21 protein-coding genes are annotated in these 19,008 nt (G+C 73.2%); 13 read left to right on the top strand and 8 right to left on the bottom strand.

The features are described from left to right. Window positions 1-19: 19 nt before the first annotated feature. On the bottom strand, window positions 20-2,551 hold the full coding sequence (locus VFZ92_RS22300) for an ATP-binding protein (protein WP_330877947.1): 2,532 nt from the start codon (window positions 2,549-2,551) through the stop codon (window positions 20-22). A 163-nt stretch (window positions 2,552-2,714) separates the two neighbouring features. Here VFZ92_RS22300 and VFZ92_RS22295 point away from each other — a divergent pair, with 163 nt between their 5' ends. Further along, on the top strand, window positions 2,715-3,200 hold the full coding sequence (locus VFZ92_RS22295; protein ID WP_330877946.1) for a hypothetical protein: 486 nt from the start codon (window positions 2,715-2,717) through the stop codon (window positions 3,198-3,200). Between the two features lie 62 nt (window positions 3,201-3,262). On the opposite strand, the gene VFZ92_RS22290 is transcribed toward VFZ92_RS22295, so the two are convergent. Beyond that, complete coding sequence (locus VFZ92_RS22290) at window positions 3,263-3,838, bottom strand: helix-turn-helix domain-containing protein (RefSeq protein ID WP_330877945.1); 576 nt, start codon at window positions 3,836-3,838, stop codon at window positions 3,263-3,265. 81 nt (window positions 3,839-3,919) lie between these two features. Here VFZ92_RS22290 and VFZ92_RS22285 point away from each other — a divergent pair, with 81 nt between their 5' ends. Further along, a complete protein-coding gene (locus tag VFZ92_RS22285) occupies window positions 3,920-4,987 on the top strand; it encodes a saccharopine dehydrogenase NADP-binding domain-containing protein (RefSeq protein WP_330877944.1) in 1,068 nt (355 codons plus the stop codon). A 49-nt stretch (window positions 4,988-5,036) separates the two neighbouring features. Here the strand turns inward: VFZ92_RS22285 and VFZ92_RS22280 are convergent, their stop codons facing one another. Beyond that, a complete protein-coding gene (locus VFZ92_RS22280; RefSeq protein WP_330877943.1) occupies window positions 5,037-6,176 on the bottom strand; it encodes a DICT sensory domain-containing protein in 1,140 nt (379 codons plus the stop codon). Between the two features lie 197 nt (window positions 6,177-6,373). On the opposite strand from VFZ92_RS22280, the gene VFZ92_RS22275 reads away from it, so the two are divergent. The 5 genes from VFZ92_RS22275 (at window position 6,374) to VFZ92_RS22255 (ending at window position 10,119) form a co-directional block, all read left to right on the top strand. Beyond that, the gene (locus VFZ92_RS22275; protein WP_330877942.1) at window positions 6,374-7,120 is read left to right on the top strand and encodes an ABC transporter ATP-binding protein; all 747 of its coding nucleotides are present in this window, start codon (window positions 6,374-6,376) and stop codon (window positions 7,118-7,120) included. Continuing rightward, complete coding sequence (locus tag VFZ92_RS22270) at window positions 7,117-8,106, top strand: ABC transporter permease (RefSeq protein ID WP_330877941.1); 990 nt, start codon at window positions 7,117-7,119, stop codon at window positions 8,104-8,106. Before VFZ92_RS22275 ends, VFZ92_RS22270 begins: the two co-directional genes overlap by 4 nt. A 45-nt stretch (window positions 8,107-8,151) precedes the next feature. Next, complete coding sequence (locus tag VFZ92_RS22265) at window positions 8,152-8,550, top strand: GntR family transcriptional regulator (protein WP_414719972.1); 399 nt, start codon at window positions 8,152-8,154, stop codon at window positions 8,548-8,550. Then, complete coding sequence (locus VFZ92_RS22260; protein WP_330877939.1) at window positions 8,547-9,398, top strand: ABC transporter ATP-binding protein; 852 nt, start codon at window positions 8,547-8,549, stop codon at window positions 9,396-9,398. Before VFZ92_RS22265 ends, VFZ92_RS22260 begins: the two co-directional genes overlap by 4 nt. Before the next feature lie 91 nt (window positions 9,399-9,489). Beyond that, window positions 9,490-10,119: a TetR/AcrR family transcriptional regulator gene (locus VFZ92_RS22255; RefSeq protein WP_330877938.1), complete on the top strand. Its 630-nt coding sequence runs from the start codon at window positions 9,490-9,492 to the stop codon at window positions 10,117-10,119. Between the two features lie 8 nt (window positions 10,120-10,127). Here VFZ92_RS22255 and VFZ92_RS22250 read toward each other — a convergent pair whose 3' ends face one another. After that, window positions 10,128-10,619: a hypothetical protein gene (locus tag VFZ92_RS22250; protein ID WP_330877937.1), complete on the bottom strand. Its 492-nt coding sequence runs from the start codon at window positions 10,617-10,619 to the stop codon at window positions 10,128-10,130. Window positions 10,620-10,822: 203 nt separating this feature from the next. After that, window positions 10,823-11,269 carry a MerR family transcriptional regulator gene (locus tag VFZ92_RS22245; RefSeq protein WP_330877936.1) on the bottom strand — a complete coding sequence of 149 codons (447 nt, stop codon included), beginning with the start codon at window positions 11,267-11,269 and terminating at the stop codon, window positions 10,823-10,825. A 36-nt stretch (window positions 11,270-11,305) separates the two neighbouring features. Here VFZ92_RS22245 and VFZ92_RS22240 point away from each other — a divergent pair, with 36 nt between their 5' ends. From VFZ92_RS22240 to VFZ92_RS22225, 4 genes are all read left to right on the top strand, one after another. Then, on the top strand, window positions 11,306-11,959 hold the full coding sequence (locus VFZ92_RS22240) for a class I SAM-dependent methyltransferase (protein ID WP_330877935.1): 654 nt from the start codon (window positions 11,306-11,308) through the stop codon (window positions 11,957-11,959). 146 nt (window positions 11,960-12,105) lie between these two features. Next, window positions 12,106-13,296 carry a hypothetical protein gene (locus tag VFZ92_RS22235; RefSeq protein ID WP_330877934.1) on the top strand — a complete coding sequence of 397 codons (1,191 nt, stop codon included), beginning with the start codon at window positions 12,106-12,108 and terminating at the stop codon, window positions 13,294-13,296. A 91-nt stretch (window positions 13,297-13,387) separates the two neighbouring features. Continuing rightward, the gene (gene msrA / locus VFZ92_RS22230) at window positions 13,388-13,885 is read left to right on the top strand and encodes a peptide-methionine (S)-S-oxide reductase MsrA (protein WP_330877933.1); all 498 of its coding nucleotides are present in this window, start codon (window positions 13,388-13,390) and stop codon (window positions 13,883-13,885) included. Window positions 13,886-14,006: 121 nt separating this feature from the next. Further along, window positions 14,007-14,699, top strand: a complete 693-nt coding sequence (locus tag VFZ92_RS22225) for a VanZ family protein (RefSeq protein WP_330877932.1) — start codon at window positions 14,007-14,009, stop codon at window positions 14,697-14,699. Window positions 14,700-14,852: 153 nt separating this feature from the next. Here the strand turns inward: VFZ92_RS22225 and VFZ92_RS22220 are convergent, their stop codons facing one another. Both VFZ92_RS22220 and VFZ92_RS22215 read right to left on the bottom strand, forming a co-directional pair. After that, window positions 14,853-15,614 (bottom strand): DinB family protein, encoded by a 762-nt coding sequence (locus VFZ92_RS22220; RefSeq protein ID WP_330877931.1) that lies wholly within the window; start codon window positions 15,612-15,614, stop codon window positions 14,853-14,855. A 65-nt stretch (window positions 15,615-15,679) separates the two neighbouring features. Then, complete coding sequence (locus VFZ92_RS22215; RefSeq protein WP_330877930.1) at window positions 15,680-16,168, bottom strand: MarR family winged helix-turn-helix transcriptional regulator; 489 nt, start codon at window positions 16,166-16,168, stop codon at window positions 15,680-15,682. A 107-nt stretch (window positions 16,169-16,275) separates the two neighbouring features. Between VFZ92_RS22215 and VFZ92_RS22210 the strand changes: the two genes are divergently transcribed. Both VFZ92_RS22210 and VFZ92_RS22205 read left to right on the top strand, forming a co-directional pair. Next, entirely contained in the window at window positions 16,276-17,265 is a 990-nt protein-coding gene (locus VFZ92_RS22210; protein WP_330877929.1) for an amidohydrolase family protein, read from the top strand. A gap of 68 nt (window positions 17,266-17,333) precedes the next feature. Next, window positions 17,334-18,200, top strand: coding sequence for a catechol 1,2-dioxygenase (locus tag VFZ92_RS22205; protein WP_330877928.1), 867 nt, complete (start codon window positions 17,334-17,336; stop codon window positions 18,198-18,200). A 135-nt stretch (window positions 18,201-18,335) separates the two neighbouring features. Here the strand turns inward: VFZ92_RS22205 and VFZ92_RS22200 are convergent, their stop codons facing one another. After that, window positions 18,336-18,938: a helix-turn-helix domain-containing protein gene (locus VFZ92_RS22200; protein ID WP_330877927.1), complete on the bottom strand. Its 603-nt coding sequence runs from the start codon at window positions 18,936-18,938 to the stop codon at window positions 18,336-18,338. Between the last annotated feature and the right edge of the window lie 70 nt (window positions 18,939-19,008).

Raw genomic sequence — 19,008 nt, 5'->3', positions numbered from 1 at the left:
CCGTCCGCCCCGCGGGGCGTCACGGCTCCAGCGCGGCCAGTTCACCGCGCAGGCGGTCCGCGTCGGCCACGCCCAGCGCGTCGTACAGGTCGAGCGCCCTCAGCCAGTGCCTGCGGGCGGTGTCGAGGCGGTCGGTGGCCCGGGCCACGCGGCCCAGGCCGTGCAGGGCGTTCGCCTCCTCCAGGCGGTCGCCGCGTTCGCGGGCGAGCGCGAGGGCGTCGTGGTGCGCGTCGCGGGCTCCGGGGTGGTCGCCGGTGGCGCACCTGGCTCGGCCCAGCCGGTTCAGCACCTCGGTGCGCAGGGTGGGCTGGGACAGTTCGGCGGTGATCTCCAGCGCCTCGGCGTAGCGGGGGAGGGCGGCGGCGTGGTCGCCGCAGGCCGCCAGCGCCGACCCGAGCCCCTTGAGGGCGAACGCCTCGCCCAGCCTGCTGCCCAGCGCGCGGTACGCGGTGAGGGCCTCCTCCAGCAGGGGCGTGGCCCGGTCGGGTTCGCCGCGCAGGTTGAGCGCGACGCCGGTGTTGGTCAGGGCGTGGGCCTCGCCCAGCGCGTCCCCCGCCTCGCGGAACGCCTCCAGCGCCTCGCGGTGGTTGGCCAGGGCACCGTCCACGTCCCCGCGTCGTTGCAGGACCACACCCAGGTTGAGCAGCGCCATCGCGGCGCGGTGCGGGTCGCCCAGCTCCCGGTTGAGCGCGATGGCCTCCTGGTAGGAGGCGGTGGCCTCGTCGAACCGGCTCAGCGCGTCGAGCATGACCCCGATGCTGCTCAGCGCCGCCGCGGTGCCGGGGCCGTCGCCCAGCTCCCGGCGGAGGGCGGCGCAGCGGCGGAGCCACTCCAACGCCTGCACGCGCTCGCCGAGCTCGCCCGCGGCGATGCTCATGTCGCGCAGCGCGGTGGCCTCGGCGGCGACGTCACCCGCGCCGCGCGCCGCGTCGAGCGCCGCGCGGTGCATCCGCAGCGCTTCCGGCCACTGGGCGGTGGTGTCGAGGTGCCGGGCGGCGAGCGCCGCCAGCCGGGCCGCCACGTCTCCGGCCCCGGTGGCGGCGGCCAGTTCCACGACGGCGACGAGGTTGTCGGCCTCCGCGGTGAGCCAGGCCCGCGCGGCGTCGGCGTCGGCGAGCCAGTGCGGCGGCGGACCGGTGTCCTCCTGGCGGTGGGCCGGGTAGGCGAGGCCGAACGCCGCCGCCGTCGTCGACAGGTAGTGGTCGAGCAGCCGGGCGGTGGCGGGCTCGACGACGTCCGGGGTCGCGGCCTCCGCGAGTTCGCGTCCGTAGTCGCGGAGCAGGTCGTGCCGGTCGTAGCGGTGGTTCCCGCCGTCCTGCACCAGGTTGGCCCGCACGAGCAGGTCCAGCGTCCTGGCGGTCTCGGCGGGCGGGCGGCCGACCAGCGCCGCCGCCGACGGCACGTCGAAGTCCCGGCCGGGGTGGCGGCCGAGCAGCAGGAACAGCGTGGCCGCGTCGGCGGGCAGCCGCCGGTAGGACCAGGAGAACACCGCCCGGACCATGCTGCGCGGGTCGCCGCTGCTGTCGAGCAGGTCCAGCCGGGTCCGCTCGTCGGCGAGCCCGTCCACGACGTCGCGCAGCGTCGTCGCGCGGGCCAGTTCCGCCGCGACGCGCAGCGCCAGCGGCAGCCGCGCGCACCGCTCCACCAGGTCGGCCGCCGCGTCGCTCTCCCAGCGCACGCGTTCGCCCAGCAGCGCGCGCAGCAGGTCCACCGACTCGGCGGTGGACAGCACGTCCAGGTCCAGCCGCTCCGCCCCGTCCAGCACGGACAGCCCGGCGAGCGAGTCCCGGCTGGTGACCACGGCGAAGCACGACCGCGTCGCGGGCAGCAGGTGGCGGACCTGCTCGACGCTGCCCGCGTTGTCCAGCAGCAGCAACACCCTGCGGTCGGCCAGTTCGCTGCGCAGCCTGCTCGCCCGTTCCTCCAGCGTCGGCGGTACGTCGGTGGCGCCCAGCGCCCGCAGCAGGACCGCGGCCGCCTCCGCCGGGGTCAGCGGCGCGTGCGCGTCGTAGCCGCGCAGGTTCAGGTGGAGCTGCCCGTCGGGGAACCGGTCGGCGACCCGGTGCGCCCAGTGCACCGCGAGCGCCGTCTTCCCGACGCCCGGCGTGCCCGCGATGGCCGACACGACCGCCGTCCGGCCCGCCCTCCGGTCGTCGAGCAGCCGGTCGAGCGCGTCCAGGCACGCGACGCGGCCGGTGAACGCGGGGACGTCCGGGGGCAGCTGCCGGGGCGCCGGGCGCGGATCGGTGGGAACGGCGCGGCGCGACTCGTGCTCGTGCACGGCCACGCGCTCCCAGGCGTCGGCCCACGCGGCCTGCTCGGCGGGCGTGGCGTCGAGGGCGATCACGATCCGGTCCACGACCTCGGCGGGCGGCAGCGCGAGACCGGTCAGGTAGGTGTGGACGGTCGAGCGCGGCACCGCGACCCGGCGCGCCAGTTCGGTGAGCGCCACCCTGGTCCGCCCGGTGCCGCGTGCGGCGACGCCCCTCAGCAGGTCCAGTTCGCGCGCGAGGTCCGCGCGTGTTCGGACGCGCCCCGGATCGCCCCTCACTGTCCCCCCTCCGCGCCGGCCGGTGACCGGGCGCGGTCCAGGGTAGCCGGCGGTCCGGCGCAGGGCGTCCAGTTCCGTCCAGACCTTTCCAGGATCGCCCGTTCGGCGGCGCGGGGACCGCTGTACTCGGCTCCGAACTCGAACGACGGAGGAGGAGGGACCGATGGCGAGAATCGTGAAGGTGCTGCTCGGCGTGGTCTTGGTGCTGGGTGGGGTGTTGGGGACGGCGTCGGCGGCGTCCGCCGCGCCGGGGGACTGCTCGTCGGCGGGGTGGGTGCTGCGGTCGGGGCAGGTCACCAACACCTCGACCGGTGCGCGCGTCGGCGTCGTCGCGACCTACGCGAACTCCTGCGACCAGTACTGGGCGCAGGTCAAGCTGGACAAGGCCCTCGGTGAGGGGCAGTGGGCGAACGCGTTCGTCGACGTGTACGTGGACGGGGTGCTCGCGGGCAGGCTGACCTGCGCCAGCGCCGACGGCGGGAACGCCGAGGTGTCCAAGGGGCAGACCAGCTGCTACACCGGGTACTTCACGACGTACTCCTACGGCGTCACGTTCCAGTCGCACGCCTACGCCTACAACTACCCGTCGCGGCTGTTCGCCTCGGGCATCACCGCCCAGCGGTGCAGCAGGCTGATGTGCGACAACTGATCCGGTGACGGTGCCGGTCACGCACGGGGGGTCGTGACCGGCACCACCGGCCGCGCCGGGGGTCAGGCCTGCGGGCTGGTCAGGTGCCTCACCGCGGCCAGGGTCTGGCCGATGGTGGTCGGGAGGTCGGGGTCGCCGTTGCGGTCGAGCCAGCGGGTCACCGCCACCCGGAACGCGGTCACGGCGATCTCGGCCGCCAGCCTGGCGGTCAGGTCGTCGACGCCGCGGTCGCGGAAGCCCTTCTCCAAGGCCTCCGACATCAGCGAGTACTTGCGCAGCTCGCGTTCGCGCAGGGCGGGTTCGGCGTCGATCGCGGCCCGCCTGCGCAGCAGGTGGTCGAGACCGCGGCCCTGGAAGACCTCGGCCGCGGCGGGGGCCAGGCCCTCGGTGATCAGGTCCATCGGGCCGAGCGACGGTGGCGCCTCGGCCAGGAGGCGGGCCACCTGTTCGGGCACCAGGTGCTCGCCCGCGAACAGCACCTCGCGCTTGTCGGCGAAGTGCCGGAAGAACGTGCGGGTCGTGAGCCCGGCCCGTGCCGTGATCTGCGGGACGGTCGTCTCGGTGAAGCCCTGGTCCAGGAAGAGGTCGAGCGCGGCCCGTTCGAGCCGTTCCCGTGCGCCTGGCTGCCATCGACCCATGCGCCGCAGTCTAGTGATGACACGTCGTGTCGTGCTGTGCCATAGTCATGACATGACGTGTCATGACTGGTGGAGGCGACGATGACGGGTGGGATCTGGGTGCTCGGTGCGACCGGACGGGTCGGCCGGGAGGTGGTGGAGCGCCTGCACCGGGCCGGTGCCGAGGTGGTGGTGGCGGGCCGCGACCGGGAGCGGCTGGCACGGGTGGACCCGGACGCGCGGGCGGTCGCCGGCTCGCTCGACGAGGTCTGCGCGCGGCTGGCCACCGAGGCGCCCGACGTCGTGGTCAACACGGTGGGCCCGTTCGCGGTCACGGGTCCGCGGGTCGCGCGCGCCTGTCCACCGGGCACCCACTACGTCGACGTCTCCGACGAGCTGAGCGCGTTCGAGCTGCTCGACGGCATGGACCGGGAGGCGGCGGCGACCGGTCGCACGCTGGTCCCCGGAGCGGGCTTCGGAGTGCTCGGGACCGAGGGGATCCTGCTGCACCTGCTGGCGGGCGAGGACAAGCCCTCACGGGTGCGCGTCGACGCCATCGCGTCGGTCGCGGTCGAACCCGGCGCCCTCGGCGACGCCCTGGCCGCCACGATCGTGCACTCGCTGCGCGACGGTGGCCGCGAGGTGCGGCGGGGCCGGGTGGTGCGCGCCAGGGCGGGCGGTGCCGCCGAGCGGGTCACCACCCCCGACGGCGACGTGGTCACCACGGCTTCCCTGGGCGGCGGCGAACTCTTCGCGGCCTGGCGGGCCAGCGGCGCCCCGTCGGTGATCGGCGCCTCCGCCCTCGTCCCGGCCAACCCGGTCCTCCGGGCGGCCGTGCCCGCGATCGGCGGCGTGCTGCGCCTGCCGGGCGTGGCGGGCTTCGCCACCCGGCGGCTCGCCCGCGTCACGACGACCACGGCCAGGGAACGCCCGCGTCGATCGTCGTGGGGCCGGGCCAGGGTCGAGTGGCCGTCGGGTCGGGTGCGGGAGGGCTGGCTGCGCACCGGCGAGGCCATGGCGTTCACCGTGGACGCCGTCACCGAGGTGGCCCTGCGCCTGGCCAAGGGCGAGGGCCGCCCCGGCGCGTTCACCCCGGCCAGGCTCCTGGGTCCCGAGGTGGCGCGGGCCGCGGGCGGCGAGTTCGTCGTCACGGACTCGACCGGCACCTGAGCACCCGGCCGTCGGTGACGATCTCCGCCGTGCCGTGGGACGACGGCGGTCAGCGGGACAGGGCCGCCGCCAACTCCTCCTCGCTGAACGTGCCGGACAGCACCGGCGGCCGTCGCGGTGTGACCGGTGCCGACGGGGTCGCCAGTCTGCGCAGGTCGATGGGGCGCTCGGTCGTGCTGCCCGCGCGGACCCTCGCCGCCACGGACAGGTGGGGGTACGTGCGGTGCAGGTCGGCCAGCGCGGCGCGCACGCGGTCGGCGGCGGCCCTGGTGGTGTGCTCGGTGGCTCCGGGCAGGACGAGGAGGAACTCCTCCCCGTTGAGCCTGGCCGCCCGGTCGATCGGCCGCAGGTCGGCGCTCAGGACGTCGGCGACGTTGTTCTCCGTGTGGACGGCGGCGCTGGCGCCGTGGGACGCCTCGATGGTCCGCAGGCCGGGCACCTCGATGATCACGATCCCCAGCCTGACCGTGTCGGACACCTCGGTGCCGAGCCAGGCGTTCAGGGAGTCCACCGTGTGCAGACCGGTCCACGGGTCTCGCGCGTCGCGCCGCTCGCCCGCCGCCCGTGCGGCCGCGGACTCCGCCCTGTCCCTCGACCGGACGAGCCGCGAGCTGAGGTGGTGCAGAGCGGCTTCCGAGCGCCGCTCCACCTCGCCGGAGGGGGGTTCGACGATGCTGTCCAGAACGGACTCGAAGCGCCTGCGCACGTGCGGCGGCAGGCGGTCGCCCAAGGCGTCGCGCAGCCGGACGGCCTCCGCGTAGGCCTCCTCCCGCCGGAAGCCCCAGCGCCCGCGGAACAGGCGGCCGGCTTCGAGCGAGGTGCCGTTGAAGTCGAGCTCCTCCAGGTCCGTCGCCACGACGCAGGCGCCGAAGGTCGACGACAGCACGACCACGGACCACTCGAGCGCCAGGTCCTCGTCCCGGCGCAGCAGCACCGGGGTGATGCCCGCGGGGAGGTCGGGACGTGTGTCCGACACCATGCCGACGATCGTCACCGGGGCCAGTGCGGCGATCCTGCGGTAGACCTCCGCCTCCCGCTCGAAGTAGGGCAGCCGCTGGAACATGGCGATCACGATCGCGGATTCGTCCCGGTGCCCGGCCAGCGCCGCCCGCTCGACGGCGTGCGACGCGACCACGAGCGTCCGCTTGGTGAGCAGACCCGCCCTGGCGTTGGTGTTCGGCCCAGCCACTCGTCCGCTCCTGACGTCAACCCCGGAGCTTCGAAACTAGGACCTCCGGTCCAGCAGCCCAACTACACGAACGGGTGATCAGCATCCGGGCGGCACCTCGCCGACGGGTTGCTCCACGAGGCGGGAATCACTGGTCCACTACTTCACTAGTGAAAGGTGTTACCTTGGCGCCAGTCGACGACCGAAGGGAGAGGGGCGTGAACGTGCGAAGCCGGCCTGAGCGGGCGCTTCCGGTCAACGCTCGTGGTGTGGGCAAGCGGTACCGCCGGGGGTGGGCGCTGCGAGAGACGTCGCTGGTGGTCCCGGAGAACCGGATCGTGGCCCTCGTCGGCCCGAACGGCGCGGGCAAGAGCACCCTGATGGGGCTGATCACCGGGCTGCTGCGACCGACGACCGGTGGGATCACCGTCTTCGGGGACCGCCCGGCGGGCAGGGGACTGCACCCCGCGGTCTCCTACCTGGCCCAGCAGAAGCCGCTGTACCAGGAGCTCACCGTGTCCGAGACGCTGCGGTTCGGGGCGCACACCAACCCGACCTGGGACCAGCCGTACGCCGAGCACCTGATCGAGCAGGCCGCGGTGCCGATGAGCGCGAAGGTGGGCACGCTGTCCGGTGGCCAGCGCACCCGCGTCGCCCTGGCGCTCGCCCTCGGCAAGCGCCCCGGCCTGCTGCTGCTCGACGAGCCGCTGGCCGACCTCGACCCGCTGGCCCGCGAGACCGTGCTCCGCACGCTGGTCGCCGAGGCGAGGGCGCAGCGCTTCACCGTGGTGCTGTCCTCGCACGTGCTGGCTGAGCTGGAAGGCGTGTGCGACCACCTCGTCCTGCTGCACCGGGGGCGGGTCCTGCTCGCGGGCGACGTCAACCGGCTCAGCGCGGACGGCACCCCGCTCGGCGAACTGGCCCTGGACCACATGCGCAGGGCGGCACTGGAGGAAGCGGCATGATCTGGGTCTCCTGGCGGCGGCAGCGCCCGCAGCTGATCACCCTGCTCGCGGTGCTGGTCGTCGGCGCGGGCGCCGTCGTCCTGCTGCGGTCGAGCATGATCGACGCCATCAACTCGTTGGGGCTGGCCGATTGTGTCGCGCGGACGGGGCCTGCGTGCCTGGACGGCGAGCGGACGGCCGCCTTCCAGGGAGCGTGGAACACCAGGCTCAACCTGGGACAGGCCGCGATCCTCTGCCTCCCCGTCCTGATCGGCGTCTTCCTCGGAGCCCCCCTGTTCGCCAGGGAACTGGAGCAGGGCACCCACGTCCTCGCCTTCACGCAGTCGGTGAGCCGTACCCGGTGGATGCTCGGCAAGCTCGTCATCGCGCTGGTGCCCGCGCTGGTGCTGCTGGTCGCGATGCAGCACCTGGTCTCCTGGTGGCTGTCCGCGGCCGGGCTGCTCGGCCCGCGCAACAGCGGGTCGTTCTACTTCCTCAACTTCGGGATCGAGCACGTCTCACCCGTCGCCTACGCGCTGTTCGCCTTCGCGCTCGGCGCCTTCCTCGGCGTGGTGTCCCGCCGCACCCTGGTGGCGATGACCGCCGGGCTCGCCGTGTTCGTCGTCGTGCGCTTCGCGCTGTCGGACGTGGTCAATCGCCTCGTTCCCACCCAACGGCTGGAGGTCGGGCCCGGCTCGACCCTGGACGTGTACCGCGACGGCAGCCTGGTGATCGCGAAGGGCTGGCTCGACACCGCGGGGCGACCGGTTCCCGGCGAGCGGGCCACCGCGCTGGTCCAGGCCTGCAAGTCGGCACCGGACGGAGCGCGGAACACGCAGGAGGGGTTCCTCGCGTGCCTGCCGCAGTCCGGTCTGGCCGAGCAGTTCGCGGTCTTCATCCCGGAGAGCCAGGCGTGGCAGGTGCACCTGGTCGACGCGTCGATCTTCGGTGGACTGGCGGTCCTGCTGCTGGTGGGCACCGGCTGGGCGCTGCGACGTCAGAGCTGAGCGTCGTGGGGCCCCTGAGCGGCGGGAGCACCTATGCTGGCCGATGTGATCGAGTTCCGGATCGACCGGCGCTCCGGGGTCTCCACCTACATGCAGATCATCCAGCAGGTCAAACAGGCCATGCGACTGGGGCTGCTGAACCCCGGTGACCGGCTGCCCTCAGCGCGTGAGGTGGTGGAGGCGACCGCCGTCAACCCCAACACCGTGCTCAAGGCCTACCGCGAACTGGAACGGGAAGGGCTCGTGGGAGCCCGCCGCGGCCTGGGCACCTTCGTGACCACGTCGCTGTCCTCCGAGGCCACCACCGGCGACGACGCGCCGCTCCGGCAGGAGTTGGCGGGCTGGATGGGCCGTGCCCGGCAGGGCGGCCTCGTCGTCGAGGACGTCGACGCCCTGTACTCCGCGGTCCGAGACGAGCACTACCCCGCCGAGGAACGATCATGAATCCCCTGACCGCCACCGCCGTGGGCAAGCGCTACCGCAGCCGATGGGCGGTCCGCGACTGCACGTTCGCCGTTCCCGAGGGCAAGGTCGTCGCCCTGGTCGGCCCGAACGGCGCGGGCAAGAGCACCCTGCTGGGCATGGCCGCGGGTCTCGTCCGCCCGACGACCGGTGACCTGAGCGCCTTCGACACCCCGGTCCGGGGCCGGATCCACCCCGACGTCTCGTTCCTGGGGCAGGACCGCTCGCTCTACCGCGACCTCACGGTGCGCGAGCTGACGCGGGCCGTCGGGTCCATGAACGCCCGCTGGTCCGCCGACCGGGTCCACGAGGTGCTCGGGCTGCTGGTGGGCGTGGACCACGACGCGAAGGTCGGCACCCTGTCCGGGGGCACGCAGACCCAGGTGGCCATCGCGATGGCACTGGGGAGGCTGCCCCGGCTGCTGCTCCTGGACGAGCCGCTGTCCGACCTGGACCCGTTGGCGCGCGACGAGACGCTGCGGATCATCATGACCGAGGTCGCCGACCGGGGGACCACGGTCGTGATGTCCTCGCACCTGCTCAGCGACCTGCGCGAGGTGTGCGACCACATCCTGCTGATCGACGAGGGCAGGGTCCAGGTCAGCGGCGGCATCGAGGAAGTCCTGGCGGAGCACCGGATCCTGGTCGGCCCGGCCGCGGAGGAGTCCGCTGTGGACGGAACGCTGATCAGCGCGACCCGCACCGCCCGCCAGTCCACCCTCCTGCTGCGGGGAGCCGAACCGGCACCGGCGGGCTGGGCGAGCACCGAACCCGACCTGGAGTCCCTGGTGATGGGATATCTGCGCGCGTCACGGGCCCGCCGCGGGTAGGCGTGCGCGCCGACACGCACGAAAAACCACTGGGCGACGACCGCGGGCGCAAATCTGTACAGCCAAGGAAAACGGTCGTAAAGTGAGATTTGTGGTGCACACCGACGGCAATCAGCGCAAACCCAACCCGAGGGGTGCGGGCGGTGCCCTGCGCGAGGAGATCGTCCAGGCCGCCGTCCGCCTGGTGCGGGGGCGCGACGGCCTCGCGGGCATCACCCTGCGCAGCGTCGCCCGTGAAGCGCGCATCACCGCACCCTCGATCTACGGCCACTTCGGCAACCTGGACGCCATCCTGGACGCGGTCGTCGACCGCGCCTTCGACGACCTGACCGCGACGCTGGAGACCGCGCGGGCCGCGCACGCCGCCCCGGTGCCGCGGCTGCGGGCGCTCTGCCGGGCGTACGCCTCGTTCGCGGTGGCCGAACCCCGGCTGTACGCGCTGCTGTTCGACCGGGACCAGGTGCCGTCGCTGCGGGCGGCGGAATCGAAGTCGGTGGACACCATGCCCGGCGCGCGCGCCTTCGCGATGCTCCGCGACGCCGTCCGCGCCTGCGTCGCGGCGGGCGACTCCACCAGCGCCGACCCGCTGCGCGACGCCGTGCTGCTGTGGACGGCGCTGCACGGCTACGTGAGCCTGCTGCGCTCCGCGGCCGATTTCCCGTGGCCGTCCAGGGAGGACGTGCTCGACCAGCTCGCGGATCGCCTCGCCCTCGTCCGCTGAGACGGCGGCTACCGGCGGCTCGCTGAGCCGAGCTCGCGCGCGACGTCGGCGGCGAAGAGCCCCGTCTCCTCCGTGGTGTGCGCGCGGATCGCGGGGCCGAGCGCGGACAGGGTGCCGAGCGCGCGCGGCAGCGGGTTCATCGTCAGCTCGACGGTGCAGCGGAAGTCCGACGTCTCCTCGTCCCGCGCGGTCACCCACATCGTCCAGCGGACCTGGACGGTCGCCGGGACGAGGTGGAACAGGTGCACGCGGCTGCGCTCCGACAGCATCTCCACGCGCGACGGCGTCGCGGCGACCTCCCGGTAGTGCTGGACGATCAGGTGCCCGCCGATGGCCTCGACGTTGACCATGCCGCGCACGCCGTCCTGGACGAACGTCCCCGCCGCGCGGTGGCCCCGCGAGCAGGCCTGGTAGTCGGCGTCGGTCAGCGTGAACAGCCAGTGCTCGAGGTCGACCCGGTCGACCGGGGCGTTCAGGACCGCGTGCCCGGTGTGCTTCATTTCCTTTCCCTCGTCCCGCGGAATGGTGGATCCGCCATCACCAAACGACTGTTAAGCGAACGGTAGCGTCAAGCCAAACAGTTGTAAAGCGACGATGGGCGACGTGGGACGCGGGCAGACCGCGCAGTCGGGATCTCCTCAGCGGCACCGCGGCCGTAGCGCCCCCGGTGTTCCGGTCACCGCGCGCGGTAGCCCCGCGAGCGTCAGTGCGCTCGCGCGTGGCTCTCGTCCAGCGGGAGGCCGCGCTGCCGCCCCTCGACGATCGCCAGGAACCGGGAGCACGTCAGGGGATCGTCCGCCGGGCACCGCCTGCCGTGGTCGAGCGCGGTGCGGGCGACGTCGACGCGCCTGCGCTGCTCGGCCAGTTCGGCCAGCTTGTGGTCGATCAGGGCCCGGCGGTCCCGCCGCTCGCCACCGAGGAAGCGCCCGATCTCCGCGAGGGAGAACCCGATCTCGCGGAAGAAGAGGACCACGCCGACGTCGTTGACGGCCGACGCGGCGTAGCGCCGCCTGCCCGCCGCCCGCGCCACGGGCCGCACGAGGCCGAGTTCGTCGTAGTAGCGCAGCGCGCTCGTCGGCACGCCGGTGCGTTCGGACAGCTCGCCGATGGACAGCGTCGGCGTGGCCGAGGTGCTTTCGCTGGCGGACATTGACTTCAAGCGTACTCGAAGTGCTTGGCTCGGCCCATGACGATCGGGGAGAGGGTGTTGGACCGCGTCCTGCGGTGGTGGGGTTCTCGCGGCGGGGTGGCGCAGTTCCACCGGCCGACCGGAGCCGCGGGTCACGTCGCGGGCTGGATCATGGGCAGGCGCTCGTCGAACGTGGCGCGCAACCACTGGGCCGTGCGGCTGCTCGCCGTCGGGCCGACCGAGCGCGTCGTCGAACTCGGCTGCGGTCCGGGCGTGGCCCTCGCGGCCCTCGCCGCCAGGGCGTCCGGGGGACTGGTCGTCGGCGTCGACCACTCGGAGGTGATGATCCGCCAGGCCCGCCGCCGCACCAGGGCCGCCGTCAGGGCGGGGCGGGTGCGCCTGGTGCACGCGCCGGTCGAGGGCCTGTCGACCGTCGACGGGCCGTTCGACGCCGCGCTCGCGGTCAACACGGTCGGCATGTGGCCGGACCCGGTCGTCCGGCTGCGCGAACTCGCCCGGCTGCTGCGGCCGGGCGGGCGCGTCGCGCTGGTGTCGCAGCCCCGCGGCGCCGGGGCCACCGCCGCCACGTCGGCGACGGCCGCCACCGAGTTGACGGGCCTGCTCGCCGACGCCGGGTTCGAGCGGCTCCGGACCGAGGTGCTCGACCTCGACCCGCCCGCGGTGTGCGTCCTCGGGCACGTCGCGCCGTGAGATCCACTGTGGACGGTTATTCACCCTGGGGGAAAACACCTTGACCCGCGCCCCGCCGCTGCGGCTCCATCGTCGTCTGGCCGAACTCCGCGGTCGTGCGCTCCGCGTCCGGCCGCCGCCTCCTGACTGGAAACCGGAGTCCCGCAATGCCCTTGCGCAAGAAGGTCCTGCTCCTCCTGGCCTGCGTCCTGACGCTGCTCACCACGGCGGTCGCCGGCGCGCAGGCCGCGGCCGCACCGACCGCGCTGCCCGCGGGCCAGTTCACCCTGCGGTCCGACTACCACCAGTTCGACACCCTGAACAGCGCGCTCGTGTCGAAGCTCGGTGTCGCGTCGGTCCACGCGGTCATGGCGAACGCCAACCACGACCGGTCGGCCATCACGGACTCGCTGGGCGTCGCGGGCTACGTGGGCGGTTTCACGTTCGACTCCGGCGACAACGGCGACTGCGCGAACTACCCGCAGGGCATCACCACGAGCCGGGACGCCGTGGGCACCGCCAACAGCGGCAACTACGACGGCCACCAGCTCGTGCTGGTCAGCTGGTACACCAAGGACGGCTGCGGGGGCAAGCAGTCCCGCAGCCGGATCACGCTGGTCGACTGGGACGCCACCTACCCCAACAAGTACCGCAAGATCCTGCTCGTGGAACCCACCGGCACCGCCGAGGCGCCGGACTTCAAGGACATCCCCGTGCACGCGGGCGGCGTGTCCTGGTACGGCGACCACCTCTACGTCGCCGACACGGGCCGCGGCATGCGCGTGTTCGACATGAGGAAGATCCTCAAGACCGACACGGGCGGTACCGCGAGCCAGATCGGCAGGCAGTCCGACACCACCTACTACGCCCACAACTACGCCTACGTCCTCCCGCAGGTCGGCACGGTCACCGCCGCCACCACGTCCGACGCCTCGCTCAGGTGGTCGACGATCTCCCTGGACCGTCCCACCGCGTCGATCGTCGTGACCGAGTACACCTGCCAGGCCGACTGCGCGGACTACCCGAACCGCCCCCCGCGCGCGGTCCGCTTCCCGTTCGCCCCCGGAGCCACCACCTTCGCCGCCACGACCACGGCCACCGAGGCGCTCCGGCTGCCCTGGTACAAGCTGAACGGCGTCGCCTCGCACAACTCGCGCTGGTGGTTCGCCTCGTCGGGGGCCAAGAAGCTGTACTACTGGGCGCCCGCCACCGGTCCGGCCACGCACAACTGGGTGGGCGGCGCGGAGAGCATCAGCTACTGGGAGGACGCCACCCAGCCCGACCTGCTCTGGTCCCTCCAGGAGACCGTCGGCCACCGCAACGTGTTCACCGTCGAGCAGGCCACCTACGGCTCCTGACCCCCGTAATGGACACGTCACAACCCGCCGGGGATGAACGACCCCCGTCCGAACGTTCTCCTGGGTGAACACCGAGCAGAGGAGTATCACCGTGACGGAGAAGGCTGTTCTCGCGGGCGGCTGCTTCTGGGGCATGCAGGACCTGTTCCGCCGCCACCCCGGCGTCGTCGACACCCGCGTCGGCTACACCGGCGACCCCAGCACGCCCAACGCGACGTACCGCCGCCACGGCAACCACGCCGAGGCCATCGAGATCGTGTTCGACCCCGAGCAGCTGAGCTACCGGCAGATCCTGGAGTTCTTCTTCCAGATCCACGACCCGTCGACCCGCAACCGCCAGGGCAACGACATCGGTGCGGGCTACCGCTCGGCGATCTTCTACGAGACCGATGAGCAGAAGCGGGTGGCCGAGGCGACCATCGCCGACGTCGACGCCTCCGGCAAGTGGCCGGGCAGCGTCGTCACCGAGGTGGTCGAGGCGAGCGCGTTCTGGGAGGCCGAGCCGGAGCACCAGGACTACCTGGAGCGCTACCCGAACGGCTACACCTGCCACTACGTGCGGCCGGAGTGGCAGCTCGGCGAGCGCTGACCGGGAGCCGCACACGGGTCGAGGGCCGTCCACCGGACGGCCCTCGACCCGTGTCGGGGTATCGCGGGCGTATCGGAAACCGGATACGCCCCCGCAACGGCCCCCCGCCTTCACTGGTGCGATGACCCGAGGTGCACCGTCCCGCCGCACGATCGTGATCGTGCTCGTCGTCCTGGCGACCGCCTGCTCGGCCTACCTGGCGTTCTCCGTGCGGCGGATGCTCTTCATGGCCGCTCCGGCGTGCGTGTCCGGGCAGTGGCGCGGCTGCTTCGGCACGGAGAACGGCGTCGTGCTGATGACGCTGGTCACCCTGCCGGTGGCCGTGCTGGTGGCGTGGGCACTGGCACGTCGGCGGCGGGCCGCCGGGGTCGCGTCGGCGTGGCGCACGTCGGTGGCCGAGGTGGGCTTGGTCCACGGGACGGTGCCGTTCGTGTGGATCACGCTGATGCCGGGGGAGGGGGCGGGCGTCGTGCCCGGTCGGGTGAGCCTGGTCCCGCTGCGGGACCTGGCCACGATGGGGGTGCTGGGCACCGTCGGCAACCTGCTGGTGTTCGCGGCGCTGGGGTTCTTCGCCCCGATGCGGTTCGCGGCGGTGGCGACCGTGCCGCGGGTCCTGCTGCTCGGGGCGGGCTGTTCGCTCCTGGTCGAGACCGCGCAGTACGTCCTCCAACTCGACCGGGTGTCGTCGCTGGACGACGTCCTGGTCAACGCGACGGGCGCCGTGCTGGCCGGGCTGGCGTCGCGCGGGTGGTGGCGCACGAGGGACGGGGTGCCGTCGGACCTGCCCGGCCCCGCGCCCGCGCGGACGGGCTGAGCCGGGTGCCCGTCACGCGCTGCGGGCGACCCGGATTTCGGATCGTGGTCCGCACGCCCGCGCCGGGCTCCCGGAGCACGACCCGCTCAGCGTGCTCGGCGGCTGGAACGCCCGCACCGAGGCCGATCGGCGCCGTTGACGGCGAGACCGCGGCTACCCCTGTTCGGCCGCCTCGATCACCGCGAGGTCGCGCACCGCGTAGCGGTGGTGCTCGGCCTCCTCCTTGAGCACGACCTTGAGGCAGCGGCGCACGACGTACTCCTGGTCGGGGTACGGGTCCGCCGGTTTCCGCCCGCACACCCGGTCGAGTTCGGTGGTGGTGAGCGCGTCGACCACGCGCCGGACCACGGCCATGCGGGCCAGCCGCGGCGCGAGCACCTCGTCGAGCGTCGGCGCGGCGTCGAGGGTGAGTCCCAGCGCGGTCGACTCCTCGGGCGGCATACCGCCCGAGGGGAAGCCCAGCGGGTGGTAGGGCGCGTCCTCTTCGAGGACGGCGTTGCCGAGCCAGGCGTCGGAGGCGAACAGCAGGTGCCGGTGGGTCTCGACGAACGACCACTCGCCATCGACCCGCTCGTGCAGCCGGGCGTCGGGGAGCAGCCGCGCCCGGTCGAGCGTCGCGCTCCACCGGGCCTCGACGGCGGCCCAGGCCGCCCGGTAGTCCTCGACGGAGGAGGCGTCCCGCGCCAGCACCCGCGCGGGGTGCAGGCGGTCGAGCTCACCCTCGACGTAGGCGGTCACGTCGACGTCGTTGACGACGAGGCGCTCGAAGTCGCCGCCGACGTGGACCTCGCCGCCGTAGCAGTCGACGATCTTCAGGCCGGTGACCTCGCAGTCGCGGATCTCCAGGCCTGCGAGGTCGGACAGGTGGATGCGAGCACCGCGGAACCGGTCGCTCTTGGTGTACTCGGGAACCATCGCAGCAGTCTGGCCCACGCGCCCCGCCCGTGTCCGGCGCTCGGGGAACACCAGCGCGGTCGGCCTCAGCCGCGGTCGCGGTCGATGCGGGCGAGCACCTTGTCGGAGACCCGGTGCAGGGTCCGCAGCTCATCCGGGTCGAGGACGTCGATGAACACGTCCAGCACCCGGCCGACGTGTCCGGGCGCCGAGTCGGCCAGGTGGGCGAAACCGGCGTCGGTCAGGATCGCCTGCGTGTAGCGGCCGTTGAGCGGGTCGGGTTCGCGGCGCACGAAACCCCGGTTCTCCAGGCGGGTGACCAGGTGCGACAGGCGGGACAGCTCCGAGCCCGCGAGGTCCGCGAGGTCGCTCATCCGCAGGCGGCGCTCGGGCTGCTCCGACAGGTGCGCCAGCACGTAGTACTCGAGGAAGCTGAGCTTCGAGTCCTGCTGGAGCTGCACCCCCAGCACGGCGGGCAGCGTCTGGAGGAGCCTCATGAACCCGCGCCACGCCGCCAGCTGGTCGCCCGCGAGCCAGCGCGGCTCGGGCACGTCGGACTCCCCTGAAGCGGACATGCGCGCAGTGTACTGAGAGCCCACTATGACTTGAATCTTCATGTCAGCATGGATTAGCGTGACACTTGAAAATTCACGTGTCACCTCCGATCGGCAGGAGCCCCCTGGTGAAGCTGTACGCACTCGAAGAGCACATGGTCACCGCCGACGTGGTCGAGGCGTGGCGGCGGCAGGACCCCGGGCTCTCGGAGCCGATGATGAGGTGGGCCCTCACCGATGAGGTCACGCGCGCGCTGCTCGACGTCGACGACGGACGCGTCGCCGCCATGGACGACGCCGGGATCGACACGGCCGTGTTGTCCCTGTCGACACCGGGCCTCCAGAACCTGCGCGCCGCGGAGGCGACCGCCCTCCAGGGGCCCACGAACGACGCCATCGCCGCCGCCGTGCGCCGCAACCCCGGCCGCCTCCAGGGGTTCGCGGCCCTCGCCACCCCCGCACCGCGCGCCGCCGCCGACGAACTGCGCCGCGCGGTCACCGAACTCGGGCTCAACGGGGCACTGGTGAACGCCCGCTCCGGGGACCGTTCCCTGGACGCGCCCGAGTTCTGGGACGTCTACGAGGCCGCCGAGGACCTGCGCGCACCCCTCTACCTGCACCCGCGCGCCCCGCTCCCGGCCGTCGACCGCGCCTACTACCGCGGTTTCGGGGAGCCGGTGGACGGCATGCTGGCCACCGGGGCGTTCGGCTGGCACTACGACGCCGGGCTGACCGTCCTGCGGATGATCGTCTCCGGTGTGTTCGACCGGTTCCCCGACCTCCAGGTCATCCTGGGCCACTGGGGCGAGGTCGTGCTGTTCTACCTCGACCGCGTCGCGGTCCTGGACGGGCTCGCGGGTCTGCGGCGCCCGATCGCGGAGTACTTCCGCTCCAACGTCCTCATCACCCCCGGCGGCATCTCCAGCCACCGGTACCTGCGCTGGACGCTGGAGACGGTCGGGGTCGAGCGGGTCGTGTACGCCTCCGACTACCCGTTCAACAGGGAGCGCGGAGGGTCCGCGCGGCGCTTCCTGGACACGGCACCGATCAGCGACGACGACCGCGAGCGCATCGCCTCCCGCAACTGGGAAGCGCTCGTCGCGGGCATCCGCCGCTGACCGGTCCCGACGCGTCCCCACGTCCGTCCACTCGACACCGCCACCGCACCGAGAAGGAGCCACCGCGCGTGAGCCAGTCCGAAAACCGCCTGCGGGTCGTGTTCGCCGACCTGCGCCGCGCCGTCGACGACGTCATCCTCAAGCACCAGGTCACCCTCGACGAACTGCTCGCCGCCACCGCGTGGCTGGGGCGGGTCGCCGACGCGGGCCAGTTGTCGTCGGCGAGCATCCTGTTCCACAAGACCGTCGTGAAGGCGACCGAGGGCGTCCCGTACGCCCACCCGGAGAAGGACGGCGCGAGCCACTGGGAGATGGAGGGCCCGGCGCGCATCCCCGGTTCCCCGCTCCTGCGCAGCCCCGCCGTGCTCCCCATGCGCCCCGACGAACCCGGTGAACCCCTCGTCGTGTCCGGAACCGTGCGCTCCACCACGGGCGACCCGCTTCCCGGCGCCGTCCTCGACGTCTGGCAGATCGACGCCGACGACGTCTACTCCGGCGTCGACAGCACCGCCTTCGCGCCGCTGGACATCCCCAACGACTCCACCGGCATCCCCACCCACAACCTGCGGGGGAGGGTCGTCGCCGACGCCGGAGGGCGCTACGAGTTCAGCACCGTCGTGCCCGGCACCGAGACCTTCGGCCTGCCGCCGGACGGCCCGCTCTCCGAACTGCTGGACGCGCTGCGCCTCGACGGCCTCCGCCCGCTGCACATCCACTCGGTCGTCTCCGCCGACGGGTGCCTGCCGCTGACCACCCAGATCTACTTCGACGGCGACCCGCTCGTCGTGAGCACCGTCGAGGGCGCCATCCCGGCCGACGCGGTCAAGTCGACCACCACCCACGACGACCCGGCCGACTACCGCGCCCGCGGACTCGACCGGCCGTACCGCGCGCTCACCTACGACTACGTCCTGCGGCCCGCGCGCACGCCGTGATCGGTGGGAGTCCGGTTCACGACCGGTTCCCCGGACGGAGGTCGCGGCCCGGTGACCCCGCGCCTGCCGTCCGGCTCCGGCGCGCCGCGTCCCCGCGCGCGGAAGGGGGGGCGCGCCAACACGGGCCCGCGCCGGTCAGGCCCGTGACAGCTCCTCGCCCGGCGCGCGGCGGCCCGCCTCCCAGGCGGCCTCGATCATGTGGAAGACCTCGTCCACCGCGGCCCGCGGGTCGGCGGCCTCGCGGGCCACCGAGTAGGCGGCGGTCACGAACCTGGCGACGGCCCGGCAGGCCGTCGCGTTCCCGCCCAGGTCGGGATCGGCGGTCATGGCCGCCGCCAGCGACTCGGCCTGCCGCAGCATCATCGACTGCTCGTACTCCCGCAGGGCGGGGGATTCGTCGATCAGGTGCCAGGTCGGGGCCGCGCCGTCGCCCGTGCAGTGCCGCACCAGGGCGTGGACCTCGCGGCGCAGCGCGGGGACGAGCGGCTCGCCCGGCGCCCGGTCGGTGACCGCCCGCGTGAGGCGCTGCTGGAACTCGTCCCCCCGCTCGAACACCAGGGCCTCCTTGGAGGCGAAGTGGGAGAAGAGCGTGGTGACGGCGACGTCGGCCTCGGCGGCCACGTCCCGGATGCCCACCGCCTCGTACCCGCGTTCCAGGAACAGCCGCAGGGCGGTGTCGGCGATCTTCTGGCGGGTCGCGGCCTTCTTGCGCTCCCGGCGCCCCGTCGGCACGGTCATCCGCGGAGGCTACCAAATCCAAAACCGTACCCGTTCCAAAAAGCTAACCGTTAGTGTTATGTTGGTCGGC

Source organism: Umezawaea sp., from assembly GCF_036375055.1.
In the GTDB taxonomy this organism is placed as follows: Bacteria; Actinomycetota; Actinomycetes; order Mycobacteriales; family Pseudonocardiaceae; genus Umezawaea.
The sequence above is the reverse complement of the archived record's forward strand: the minus strand, read 5'-3'. Positions and strand labels throughout refer to the sequence as shown.